At 73.9% G+C, this 12528-nt stretch carries 7 protein-coding genes and 1 pseudogene; 5 read left to right on the top strand and 3 right to left on the bottom strand.

Going from position 1 to position 12528, the window contains the following annotated elements; genetic code table 11:
* Positions 1-79 precede the first annotated feature (79 nt).
* Positions 80-904, bottom strand: a pseudogene (locus Val02_RS47965) (serine/threonine-protein kinase); the annotation flags it as partial.
* 73 nt (positions 905-977) lie between these two features.
* Positions 978-2873 carry a serine/threonine protein kinase gene (locus Val02_RS42160; RefSeq protein ID WP_239153754.1) on the bottom strand — a complete coding sequence of 632 codons (1896 nt, stop codon included), beginning with the start codon at positions 2871-2873 and terminating at the stop codon, positions 978-980.
* A gap of 379 nt (positions 2874-3252) precedes the next feature.
* Between Val02_RS42160 and Val02_RS42155 the strand changes: the two genes are divergently transcribed.
* Together Val02_RS42155 and Val02_RS42150 are read left to right on the top strand one after the other, a co-directional pair.
* A complete protein-coding gene (locus Val02_RS42155) occupies positions 3253-3753 on the top strand; it encodes a SigE family RNA polymerase sigma factor (RefSeq protein ID WP_203904964.1) in 501 nt (166 codons plus the stop codon).
* Positions 3750-4970, top strand: a complete 1221-nt coding sequence (locus Val02_RS42150; protein ID WP_203904963.1) for a hypothetical protein — start codon at positions 3750-3752, stop codon at positions 4968-4970. Before Val02_RS42155 ends, Val02_RS42150 begins: the two co-directional genes overlap by 4 nt.
* A gap of 61 nt (positions 4971-5031) precedes the next feature.
* On the opposite strand, the gene Val02_RS47960 is transcribed toward Val02_RS42150, so the two are convergent.
* Positions 5032-9357: a glycoside hydrolase family 3 N-terminal domain-containing protein gene (locus tag Val02_RS47960; protein WP_239153753.1), complete on the bottom strand. Its 4326-nt coding sequence runs from the start codon at positions 9355-9357 to the stop codon at positions 5032-5034.
* A gap of 205 nt (positions 9358-9562) precedes the next feature.
* Between Val02_RS47960 and def the strand changes: the two genes are divergently transcribed.
* The 3 genes from def to Val02_RS42115 are packed head-to-tail and all read left to right on the top strand — an operon-like array spanning position 9563 to position 12467.
* A complete protein-coding gene (gene def / locus Val02_RS42125) occupies positions 9563-10111 on the top strand; it encodes a peptide deformylase (RefSeq protein WP_203904962.1) in 549 nt (182 codons plus the stop codon).
* The gene (fmt, locus tag Val02_RS42120; RefSeq protein ID WP_203904961.1) at positions 10108-11031 is read left to right on the top strand and encodes a methionyl-tRNA formyltransferase; all 924 of its coding nucleotides are present in this window, start codon (positions 10108-10110) and stop codon (positions 11029-11031) included. Before def ends, fmt begins: the two co-directional genes overlap by 4 nt.
* Complete coding sequence (locus Val02_RS42115) at positions 11019-12467, top strand: RsmB/NOP family class I SAM-dependent RNA methyltransferase (protein ID WP_373318037.1); 1449 nt, start codon at positions 11019-11021, stop codon at positions 12465-12467. The genes fmt and Val02_RS42115 overlap by 13 nt, the downstream gene beginning before the upstream one ends.
* The last annotated feature ends 61 nt before the right edge of the window (positions 12468-12528 follow it).

Raw genomic sequence — 12528 nt, 5'->3', positions numbered from 1 at the left:
CGAACCCGCCGACCAGCCGCCACCGGTGCTTGCGCAGCCGCGAGCGCAGCCACCAGCGGAACGTCCCGAGATCGAGCCCCTTGCGCCCACCGGCCGCGGCAGCCAGCCGGCGGGCCGCCTCCGCGCCGTCGATGCGCCGCCGCACGTCCTTGCGCAGCAGCCCGTCGAGCGCACCGGCCAGCGGGCCCGCGTTCGTGGCGGGGGCCGGCTCCTCCGTCGCGAGCGCCACCAGCGTGGCCATCGACGTCGACCGCCGGAACGGCGCCTGCCCCTCGACGGCCGCGTAGAGCGTGGCGCCCAACGACCACAGGTCGGCGGCCGGCCCGCCGATGCCCTCGGTGGCGCGTTCGGGGGCCACGTACTCCGGCGAACCGAGCACCACCCCGGTCTGCGTCATCGACGGGTCGTCGGCGTGCGCGGCGACCCCGAAGTCGGTGAGCACGACGCGGCCGTCCTGGCCGAGCAGGATGTTCGCCGGCTTGACGTCCCGGTGCGAGATCCCGACGTCGTGCGCGGCCCGCAGCGCCGCCAGCACGGCCACCCCGATCCGCGCCACCCGTCGCGGCGACAGCGTCCCCTCGGTGGCGATGATCTCGTCGAGCGACCGCGACGGCACGAACTCCATGACGATCCACGGCTCGCCGCCGTCGTGCACCACGTCGAAGATGCGCACCACGTTGGCCTGGTCGATGCGGGCGATGGCGCGCGCCTCGCGCATCGAACGTTCGCGCAGATCGTCGCGGGCCTCGTCGGTGAGGCCGGGCGGCGACAGCAGTTCCTTGACCGCGACGTCACGGCGCAGCGTCTCGTCGCGGCCGAGCCACACCCGGCCCATCCCGCCCTGGCCCAACTGGCGGACGAGGCGGTACCGGCCCGCGACGATGCGGGACGACGTATCGGTCACGGTCGGCTACGCTAGCCGACTTTCCCGGCGGTGGAATGGTCCGGTGTCGATCGCTAGTTCTTTTCGGCCGGTGTCAGCCGACCCGCCACTTCTGGTGATCGACTCCCGTGCAGTCCCAGGTGTGCAGCCAGGTGCCGTTGGCGCTGTCGCCGTTCTTCGGCTCCAGGCACTTTCCCGTGCGAACGCTGGTCAGCGAGCCGCCCACGGTCATTGCGAAGCGCTGGAGGTCGCTACCGGTGCAGTCGGCGATGTGGAAGGCGCTGCCGGTGGCGGTCGAGTCGAGTTCCAGGCAGCGGCCGAGCACCCGCAGCGTCCCGTCGCCCGGCAGCGTGAACGCCTCGCCGGTGCCGCCGAAGCAGTCCCAGACGTGGATCTGCGACGTGGTGTTGCGGTCGGCGCCGGGCAGGTCGATGCACTTGCCGGTGCCGACGTTGCGGATCGGCTTGTCCGTCGCGATCGGCGTCAGCGGCGCGGCCGCGCTGGAGCGCGCGGCGCTCGGCGACCCGGCCCGCGACGGGGTGGCGCTCGCGGCGGCGCCGCGCGACGGCGACTGGCCGGCCGTGGGAACGGGCGACGGGATGACCGCCGCCGACGGGAACGCGCCACCGGCCCCGCCCGGCCGGGGCGGCGCCTTGCGGCTGTCGGCCGCCGACGGCTCACCGGAGCGGGTCAGCAGCAGCGGAACGGCCACCGCCAACGCGAGCACCGGCACCGCCAGCAGCGCCGCGACGGCCGCGCGCCGGGGCCTGCGCACGCCGGTGGCCGCCACGGTCGACGGCGGCGGGTCGCGCGGGTCGTCCGGGGCGGCCCAGGTGGGGCTGGCGGCCGCCGCGCGCACGGCGTCGGTGTCGCCCCACGCGCGGCCGAGGTCCGAGTCGGCCCGCCCGCCGGCGGCCGTGCCGACCACGGGATGGGACCAGGTGTCGCCGTCGTACCCGGGCCCACCGGCACCGCCGGCCGGACCGCTGCCCGGGGCGGACGGGCCCGCGTCGCCGGCCGCCGTGCCGCCGTCGGCGCCCGCCGGTCCCGGCGTTCCGGGAGCGGCCGGTGTGCGGGGCACGGCGACGGTGGCCGTCGCGCCGGAGGAGACCGGGCCGAGCGCCGTCACCCACCACGGCGGGCCGTCCACTGTGGACCGTCCGCCGGGGACGGTCGCGGCGGCCGCGCGGAGCAGGCGTTCGGTCTCGTCGGGGCCGACCCGGTCGCGGGGATCCTTGCGCAGCAAGCCTTCCAGCGCGGCCGTCAGGACACCGGCCTGCTTCGGCGGCGGCGGGCGTTCGGTGGCGAGGGCGGTGAGCGTGGCGACGCCGGTCGACCGCTCGTACGGCGGCCGGCCCTCCACGGCGGCGTACAGCGTGGCGCCGAGGGACCACAGGTCGGCGGCCGGACCGATCATGCCGTCGGTGGCGCGTTCCGGTGCCAGGTACTGCGGGGAGCCCATCACGATGCCGGTGACGGTGATCGACGTGTCCTCCGCGGCGAGCGCGACCCCGAAGTCGGTGAGCACGACCCGGCCGTCGTCGGCGAGCAGGATGTTCGCCGGCTTGACGTCCCGGTGCAGGATCCCCGCCCGGTGCGCGGCCCGCAGCGCGGCCAGGACCCCGAGGCCGATCCGCGCGGCGCGCGCCGGGGCGACCGGGCCGTGCGCGTTCAGCACGTCCTGGAGGGAACGCGACGGGATCAGCTCCATCACGATCCACGGCTGCCCGCCGTCGTGCACCACGTCGAAGAGGCGCACCACGTTGGCCTGATCGATGCGGGCGATGGCACGCGCCTCCCGCAGGGCGCGCTCCCGCAGGTCGTCGCGGTCCCGTTCGGTGGCGGCCGGGGGCAGCACCAGCTCCTTGACGGCGACGTCGCGCAGCAGCAACTCGTCGACGGCCCGCCACACCCGGCCCATGCCACCCTGGCCGAGCGGCAGCACGAGACGGTAGCGGCCGGCGAGGACCTGGGGCGGCGTGTCGGACACGGTGCGGAACGGTAACCGAGTCACGCTCACGAACAGGTCACGGTGCACGGCCGCAAACACGACAGTCGGCCTGATCACAGCACCTGGGAACGGTTCGTGACCGCACCCGTGTGAGCCGTGACGAAGGCGACGAACGGCCGACGGCACCGGCCTCCCGCGGGCGCCGCGCGAGTCGCCGCCCCGGTTCCGGCGACGGCGGTGCCGCGCCGATACCGGCGACCGGACGGATCCGGGGCCCGCCGAACTTTCTAGGTGTTTCCCGAGCGTCCGTGCACGCCGGGACGGCACGCGCGGCGGAGCGGTCCCGGTCGACCGACGGTGGCGTGAAACAGTTCGGGCCCTCCCGCGCGTTCCCGGCGTGACGACGGAAGGGGACGGCATGGACGACGGGTTCGAGGCGTTCGTGCGGGCGCGCCTGCCGGCACTGGTGCGCTACGGCACCGTGCTGGCGGGCAACCCGCACGACGGCGCCGACCTCGCGCAGGAGGCGCTGGTCCGGGTGAACGGCCGGTGGGCGCGGATCAGCGGCGGCGATCCGGAGGCGTACGTGCGGCGCACCATGGCCCGGCTGCACGTCAGCTTCTGGCGCCGGGTCCGTCGCGAACGCCTCTCCGGCACACCACCCGAGACGGGCTACCTCGACGACGGGATCGCCCGGGCCGACGGCGACGTCGGGCTGGCGCGGGCGCTGCGGGCGTTGCCGCCGAAGTACCGCGTGGTGCTGGTGCTGCGCTACTACGAGGACCGGTCGGACCCGGAGATCGCCGAACTGCTCGGCATCTCCCGCGCGACGGTGCGCACGCGGGCGGCCCGCGCGCTGGAACGCCTGCGCGCCGCCGACGTCCCGCACGACATCGCCCTGGCGGGGAGGCTCGCATGAGCACGGAACTCGACGTGCGGCTGCGGCGCACGATGGACGCCATCGCCGCTTCCGCGGAGCTGCCCGACCCGGAGGCGGTGCACCGCATCGGCGCGCTCGGCCGGCGTCGGCGGCGGGCGCGCACGGGTGGCGCGCTCGCGCTGGTGGCGGCGGCGGTCGCGGCCGCGGTGGCGATCTCGACGAGCGGCCTCGGCGGCGGGAACGGGCCGGACGAGGAGTCCGCCGAACTGCCGGCCGTGCCGCCGCCGGTGGTGGTGCAGGACCTGCGCACCGCGCAGGAGCTGTGGCCGGAGGCGGTGCTGCGACTCCCGGCGACGATTCCGGTCAACCGGGAGGGCACACCGGTCGGACGTGCCCCGGACGGCAGGTACGTGCTCCACACGGGCATCAAGGCTGGCGAGTCGCTGTACCCGGTGCTGTACGACCCGAGGACCCGCCGCGTCCAGGAAGTGATGCGCGCGGAGGCGCCGCCCGAGGGCTGGGACCGGGTTGTGGTCCAGCAGGCCGCCGCCGTCGTCGGTGGGCGGATCTGGTGGCAGCGCACCGCTTTGCGCGGCGGTCCCGAGGTGTTCGAACGCCGCACCGAGCTGTGGAGCGCGGCCATGGACGGCGGTCAGCGGACGCTGTGGGCCGTGTTCGCACCCGGCTCCGGGCTCGAGACGCCGGGACAGGTCTTCGGCACCGCCGACCGCCTCTACATCCAGCCGATGGGCGACGGGGACCGGCTCTACCGGCTCACCGCCCCGATGGCACCGCCCGAACCGGTGCCGACGACGGGAAGCTGGTGGCCGACCGGCGACGGCGCGTGGATGCAGGGTTACGAGCCGCCGTACCGGTTCCGGAACACGTTCTGGAACGTGGCGACCGGCGAGACGGTCAGCAGCACCCGCGACGTCAAGGAGTGGAACTGCGATCGGGAGCTGTGCGTGCGCTACGAGGCGCGCGGCCTGGTCGCCACCGGGTTCGGCGCCGACGCGCCGGAGCTGGCCCACCTGCCGAACGCCGGCCCCCGGGCGCCCAGCGCGCAGTTCGAGGTGGTGCCCGGTGGCCGGTTCGTCTACGTCAACTGGGGTGAGCGCCAGCAGTACGTGTGGGACGTGCGGACGAACACCCTCGCCTCCATGCCGGAGTTCCCGCACCGGGGATTCCGCGGGTCCTACATGCTGCGCGCGGGGCGCGGCGAGAACCTCTGGCTGATCACCGCCCAGATCCCCTGAACAGGGTCGCGCCCCGGCCGAGCCTCCCCACGGCCGGGGCGCGACGTCCTGTTCCCCGTGCCTACTTCACGCTCGCCGCCCACCAGTAGGCGTAGGCGAGCTTCGCACCGGCCTGAACGGGCCGGCCGGAGGCCAGCAGGTGATCCGCCTCGGCGGTGGCCGTCACCGCACCGGCCGGCGCGCGGGTGCCGAGCCGCGCGAGTTCCGCCTGGGCGAGGCCGCGCAGGACGGAGACCACGGTGTCGACCCGTTCGTAGGTGCCGGCCGGCGTGGCACCGAGCAGCCCCACCGCCACCAGCGTGAACGTCTGCACCCCGGCCGCGTCGCGCACGGTCCCGTCGGCGTTCCACCGCCGCTGGTCCGCCGCCTGCTCCAGGGCCGCCGCGGCCGCCTTGGCCAGCGGGTCGCGGGCACCGGCGAGGTCGGCCTTCACGGCGAGGAGCCGTTCGCGCGGCGCGTCGGTGCGGATGCCCCAGCCGTACGGGAACTGCGGCTCGTACTTCGCGTCGCCGACGTTGATCGGCAGCTGGTCCTCGCTCTTCGGCCAGGTGACCGGCAGCCGCCCGGTGAACGGCTTCGCCCCGAACAACACGTCCGCCACGCCGGCGCCCTCGGAGCCGGGCAGCCACGAGGCCACGACGGCGTCCATCGCGTCGAGCTGGTCGCTGATCACGAGCGGCCGCCCGGAGACCACCAGGACGGCGCACGGCATCGCCGCGCACACCCGGTCGATCGCCGTGCGGTCGGCGGCCGACAGGCGCATCGTGTGCCCGTTGCCGACGTCGCCGACGCCCTCGGCGTAGGGCCGTTCGCCGACGACGACCACACCGACGTCGGATCCCGCGGTCGGCGCGGAGGCGTCCGCCGAGTGCGTGATCGTGGCGCCCGGTGCCACCTGACGCATGCCACCGAGGATCGTGGTGCCGCTGGTGATGTTCCCCGAGGAGCCCTGCCAGGAGATGGACCACCCACCGAGCTGGTTGCCGAGGTCGTCGCTGTTGCTGCCGGCGACGTAGACCTTGGCGTCCTTGCGCAGCGGCAGGACGTTGCCGGTGTTCTTCAGCAGCACCTGCGACTTCGCGGCCGCCTCGCGGGCCACGGCCCGGTGCTCGGCGCCGCCGACCTTCGACAGGTTGGTGCGGTCCGCGTACGGCTTCTCGAAGAGGCCGAGGCGGAACTTCTGCCGCAGGATCCGGCTCACCGCGTCGTCGATGCGCGACATCGGCACGCGGCCGGCGTCGACCTCGGCGCGCAGCGTCTGCTCGAAGACGGTGTACTGGGTCGGCACCATGATCATGTCGAGGCCGGCGTTGATCGAGGTGCGCACGTCCGAGGCGTAGTCCCCGGGCAGCTGGTCGATCGCCTGCCAGTCGCTGATGACGAACCCGTCGAAGCCCAACTGTCCCTTGAGGACGTTCGTGATGAGCTCGGCGTTGCCGTGCATCTTGACCGGACCCTTGTCGTCACCCGGGAAGTCCACGCTCGAGTACGAGGGCATCACCGTGCCGACGCCGCGGTCGATCGCGTCGGCGTACGGCGCGATGTGCACCGACCAGAGTTCCTCCGGCGTGACCCGCGTGACGCCCTGGTCGGTGGTGTACGAGCCGGTCGTCGAGGAACCGTAGGCCGTGCCGCCGTCGCCGACCCAGTGCTTCGCCGTCGCGAGCACCGTGTCGTTGCGGGTCAGGTCCTTGCCCTGCATGCCGGTGATCACAGTGTTGAGCTGGGCCACCAGGGCCGGGTCCTCGCTGTAGGACTCGTAGGAACGGCCCCAGCGTTCGTCCCGGCTCACGCACAGGCAGGGCGCGAAGTCCCACGGGACACCGGTCGCGCGCACCTCCGTGGCGGTCACCTTGCCGGTGCGTTCGACCAGGGCGGGGCTGCGCGTCGCGCCGAGGCCCACGTTGTGCGGCAGCAGCGTCGCGCCGATCACGTTGTTGTGCCCGTGCACCGCGTCGACCCCGTAGATGAACGGGATCTGCAGCCGCGTCTGCCGGGTGCGCAACTGGTACGCGTCGATCATGTCGGCCCACGCCTGCGGCGTGTTCGGGGTCGGGACCGAGCCGCCGCCCGACAGCAGGCTGCCGAGGTTGTAGGTGGCGATGTCGCTCTGCTTGCGCAGGGCGTTCCGCTCGGCCTGCGTCATCTGGCCGATCTTCTCGTCGAGGGTCATCCGACCGAGCAGGTCCCTGACCCGGGCGCTGATCGGCAGCGCCTTGTTCAGGTACGGCAGGCCGTGTGCGCGAATGACCACTGTGGACAGATCGGCCAACACCGCGGCGCGGTCGGAGCGCAGGCTGATCGGCACCGTCTCGGCCGTCTCCCCGTCCCGGTCCTTCTTCGTGAGAACGGGGAAGGTGCGCACCGTTCCCGACGCGGTGCCGGCCGGGAAGGCCAGTTCGCCGGAGGCGGCCTGGTAGTCCTTCTTCGGGTCGGCCGTGCCCGCACCGGTCGCGTAGCGAACCGTCACCGGCTCCGGCAGCGGCTCACCGCCCGGCGTCGTGAGCACCACCTTGACCGTGGCGGTCTGCCCCTCCTCGACCTCCACCACCGGCGGGGCCGTGTCGATCAGGGCCAGCGGCGGCAGCGGCGCGACGCCGTACACCTGCAACTCGTCCAGGTCGACCGCACCCGGCCGGCCCTGCGGGAAGGTGAACGCGTAGCCCCAGGCGCGGGTGAGCGTCAGCACGTGGTCGATGCCGCCCACCGGCTGGTAGTCGCCCCGGTAGGCGAACTGGCTGAACGGCAGCTCCACCAGGTGCCAGCCCTGCCAGTCGTCGGTGAACGAGACGTTCCACAGCTCGCTCGCCTCGCCGTTGGCGCCGCCGTCCTTCACCTCGAAGAAGATGCGCGGGCCGGAGCCGGGCGGCAGCGGTGCCAGGTTCTGCCCGTACCACCAGAAGCGGATGCCGGCGAAGCCGCTCCAGTCCTGCGGGTCGGTGTCGTAGGAGACGTTGTGGACAAGCCCGCCCCAGCCGCTGATGTTGTAGTCGGCGTGCAGGGTCTTGTTGCCCGCCGGCGCCCCGTCGCGCGGCTTGTCGGCGCGGATGCTCAGCGTCGGGTTGTCCGGCCCGTTGGAGCCGAACGTGAAGATGCCCGGCCCGGGCGCCGCCGTGAACGGCACCTCCCCGTCGAACGCGTCGATCGTGCGCACCTGCTGGTAGATCACGACCTCGTCGAGCACCACGGTGCCGTTGGCGCGGCTGATCCCGTAGCTCTGCACGGCGCTCAGGCTCAGTTCGCCGTCGGAGCGGGTGAAGTCCCGCCACGGCAGGCGCACCTGCCGCCACCCGGCCACCGAGTCGACGAACGCCGCGTTCCACGCCTCGCCGCCGGTCTCGGTGACGGTGACGGTGGTGCGTTCGCCGGTGCCGGTTCCCTTGAACCAGAACGCGATCCCGTCGTAGCCCGACCAGTCCTGGGCCGGCGACAGCGCGCGGGTGCCGGTCGTCAGCGAGACGGCCTTGTTGCCGGCGGCCGCACCCGGGCGGTCCGCCGCGTCCACCGGTGCGCCGCCGAGGCCGGCCGGCACGCCCGCCTCGAAGTCGTCGACGATCCGCTGCGGGCCGGAGAGCGGCGCCGCGTCGTCGTCGGTGACGCTGACCGTGATGCTGCCGCGCGGGATCCGCACGTCGGCCGGCGTGGGCTCGGTCAGCACCAGGTCGAACGACTCGGCGTTCTCGTGGAGGCCGTCGTCCACGCCCTTGAGCGTGATGGTCTGCTCGGTGCTTCCCGGCGGGAACGTCAGGACACCGCTCGCGGCCACGTAGTCCGTGCCGGCCGTCGCCGTACCGTCCACAGTGGAGTACTTCACGGTGACCGGGGCGTCGGATGCTTTGTTCAGGCGCACCGGCACCGTCCGCGTGCCGCCCTCGGGCAGGTCGGCGCCGGGCACCCCGAGCGTCACGGCCTGCTCGGTGAAGGTGCCGAAGACCTGGAGTTCGTAGAGCGAGTAGCCGTACGTGGTGACCCGGGCCAGGCCGGTCATGCGCACGTAGCGGGCCGTCCCGGTGAGGTTCTTGATCTCGTCGGTGCCGCCGTCGCCGGTGGCCGTCTCGTACACGGTGTTCCACGTGGTGCCGTCGAGGGAGAGGGCCACCTGGTAGGCGGTCGCGTAAGCCGGTTCCCACACGAGGGTCACACCGGAGACGGCGGCCGCGGCACCGAGATCGACGGTGAGGGACTGCGGATCGCTCCACGCACTCGACCAGCGGGTGGCCGGGTCGCCGTCGATCGCCCGGTCGGGTCCGAGGCCGGCGTTCTCGGCGGAGGTGGCGCTGGCGGTGCCGAACGGCGCCAGATTGGGGTCGGCGGCCTGCGCGGGCGCCGCGACGACGAGGATCGACGCGAGTACGGCTAACGCCGTCGCGATCCTGGTTCTCTTCATAGGTGGTCTGCCTTCTGATGGCGGCGGGGTGGCCGTCTGGCGGGACGGGCGTCGGCATCGAACTGCACAACTGTTGAGGAGGTTGCACCACGTCGCCGGGGAAATCAAGAGAGCGCTCTCTACGGCACCTGTCCATGCGGCGACGCGCGCCGACGTAGACTCACTCTCTGTCCTCAGAACCCCGCGTTACCTGGAGTCTCCTCACGTGACCGTGCAACCGATCCGCCTCTTCGGAGACCCGGTACTGCGTACTCCGGCCGAGCCCGTGGTCGACTTCGACAAGGAGTTGCGCCGCCTCGTCGCCGACCTCATCGAGACCATGGACGACGAGGGCGGTGCCGGCCTCGCCGCGCCGCAGATCGGCGTCGGCCTGCGCGTCTTCGCGTTCCACGTGGACGACGAGGTGGGCCACATCGTCAACCCGGTGCTGGAGTTCCCCGACGAGGAGGAGCAGGACGGGCCCGAGGGCTGCCTCTCCATCCCCGGCCTCTACTTCGACACCAAGCGCCGCCTGCACGTTGTGGCCAAGGGCGTCAACGAGTACGGCGACCCGATGCAGATCGTCGGCGACGGCATGCTCGCCCGGTGCGTGCAGCACGAGACCGACCACCTCGACGGTGTGCTGTTCATCCAGCGGCTGGACCCGGATGCCCGCAAGGCGGCCATGAAGGAGATCAAGGCCGCGCCGTGGTACGACACCGGCGCGCCGCCCGTGGTCAAGGTCAGCCCGCACGGGGGCCCGTTCGGGCTATGAAGCTGGTCTTCGCCGGTACCCCCGAGGTGGCCGTGCCCTCCCTGGACGCGATCGCCGCCGGCGGTCACGACATCGTCGCCGTGGTCACCCGCCCCGACGCGCCCTCGGGCCGCGGTCGGCGGCTCGTGCGCTCGCCCGTCGGTGCCTGGGCCGACGCCCACGGCGTCGAGGTGCTGACGCCCGACCGCCCCCGCTCGCCCGATTTTCTGGAACGCCTGCGCGAGATCGCGCCCGACTGCGTCCCCGTGGTCGCCTACGGCGCGCTGGTCCCGCAGGCGGCCCTGGACATCCCGCGCCACGGCTGGATCAACCTGCACTTCTCGTTGCTGCCCGCCTGGCGCGGCGCGGCACCGGTCCAGCACGCCGTGCTGCGCGGGGACGAGGTGACCGGCGCGAGCGTGTTCCAGCTCGAGGCGGGGCTCGACACCGGGCCGGTCTTCGGCACGCTCACCGACGAGATCCGGCCCACCGACACCTCCGGTGACCTGCTCGGCCGGCTCGCCGTCTCCGGCGCGCAGCTGCTCGTCCAGGTGCTGCACGCGATCGGGTCGGGACAGGCCCGCGCCGTGCCGCAGCCCGCCGACGGGGTCTCGCTGGCGCCCAAGATCACTCCCGAGGACGCGCGGGTGCGCTGGACCGAACCGGCGTTCGCCGTCGACCGGCGGATCCGGGCCTGCACGCCCGCGCCCGGCGCCTGGACCACGCTGCGCGGCGACCGGGTCAAGCTCGGGCCGGTCAAGCCGGTCCGCGTCGAGGGCATCGCACCCGGTGAGATCCGGGTCGAACGCGACGGGGTCATGGTCGGCACGGCCACGACCCCGGTGTCGCTGGGCGAGGTGCGGCCGGCCGGCAAGAAGGCGATGGCGGCCGTGGACTGGTTGCGAGGGCTGCGGCCCGAGGCCGGGGAGTGCTTCGAGTGAACCAGCACGAACGACGGGCGTCCGGCGCGGACAGCCCGCGCGACCGCACGCGCGGCGGTCGGGGCGGCGGCCGGCGTGGTGGTCGGGACGGCGGGCGCGGGCCGCGGCCGACGGTGGATCCGGCGCGGTGGGCGGCCTACGAGGCGGTCGGTGCCGTGCACCGCGACGACGCCTACGCCAATCTCGTTCTGCCGCGGATCCTGGCGCACTACGACGTGCACGGGCGGGACGCGGCCTTCACCACCGAACTGACCTACGGCACCCTGCGCCTGCTCGGCACCCTCGACGCGGTGATCGCCCATGCGGCCGAGCGGGCCGTCGACCGGATCGACCCGCCGGCGCGGGACGCCCTGCGGCTCGGCGCCTACCAGCTGCTGCGGATGCGGGTGCCGGCGCACGCGGCGGTCAGCACCACCGTCGACCTCGTGCGGGCCGTCGCGCCGGGCGCGGCCGGGTTCGCCAACGCGGTCCTGCGCAAGATCGGATCGCGGGACTGGGACGGCTGGACGGCCGCGCTGGCCCCGGCCGACGAGGTCGAACGCCTCGGCCTCGCGCACGCGCACCCGCCGTGGGTGGTGCGGGCGTTCGCGGAGGCGCTGGGGGAATCGCCGGTGGAGCCCGCGCTCGCCGCCGACAACGTCGCCGCGACCGTGCACCTGTGCGCGCGGCCGGGCCGGATCACCGCCGCCGCGCTCGCCGAACGCACCGGCGGCGAGGTCGGCCGCTACGGCCCGTTCGCGGTGTACCTGCCCTCGGGCGCGCCCGGCGAGGTGCCGGCGCTGGCGCAGGGGCTGGCGCACGTTCAGGACGAGGGGAGTCAACTGGTCGCGAACGCGCTGGTCGACGCGCCCCTCGACGGGCCGGACGAGCGGTGGCTGGACCTGTGTGCCGGCCCGGGCGGCAAGGCGGCCCTGCTCGGGGCGCTGGCGGCCGTTCGGGGTGCGCGCGTGACGGCCGTGGAGGTGGCGCCGCACCGGGCCGCCCTGGTGGAGAAGGCCACCCGGGGGCTGCCGGTCGAGGTGCGCGCCGACGACGGCCGCGAGATCGAGGGAACGTTCGACCGGGTGCTGGTCGACGCCCCGTGCACCGGCCTCGGCGCGCTGCGGCGGCGACCGGAGGCGCGGTGGCGGCGCCAGCCGTCGGACCTTCCGCCGCTGACCAAGCTGCAGCGCGAACTGCTCGGTGCCGCGCTGCGCGTGGTGCGCCCGGGCGGGCTGGTGGCGTACGTGACGTGCTCGCCGCACGTGGCCGAGACGCGGGTGACGGTCACCGAGACGTGCCGCCGCAGCGCGGTGGAGTGCGACTTCGTGGACGTTCGGCCGTACCTGCCGGCGGGGATGCCGGAACTCGGCGGCGGGCCGACCGTGCAGCTCTGGCCGCATCGGCACGGGACGGACGCCATGTTCGTGGCGTTGCTGAGGCGTAGCGCGCAGTAGTACCGCGGTACCACGGCGGCATCGACGATGACAACTGCGGTACGACGAAACTAGTGAGAAT

The organism is Virgisporangium aliadipatigenens (assembly GCF_016863615.1).
Taxonomy (GTDB): domain Bacteria; phylum Actinomycetota; class Actinomycetes; order Mycobacteriales; family Micromonosporaceae; genus Virgisporangium; species Virgisporangium aliadipatigenens.
This window is presented reverse-complemented; position numbering and strand designations above follow the sequence as displayed.

Coding starts and splice junctions, on each gene's coding strand:
- Val02_RS42155 (WP_203904964.1), top strand. CDS start 3,253: ATGGACGACGGGTTCGAGGCGTTCGTGCGGGCGCGCCTGCCGGCACTG.
- Val02_RS42150 (WP_203904963.1), top strand. CDS start 3,750: ATGAGCACGGAACTCGACGTGCGGCTGCGGCGCACGATGGACGCCATC.
- fmt (WP_203904961.1), top strand. CDS start 10,108: ATGAAGCTGGTCTTCGCCGGTACCCCCGAGGTGGCCGTGCCCTCCCTG.
- Val02_RS47960 (WP_239153753.1), bottom strand. CDS start 9,357: ATGAAGAGAACCAGGATCGCGACGGCGTTAGCCGTACTCGCGTCGATC.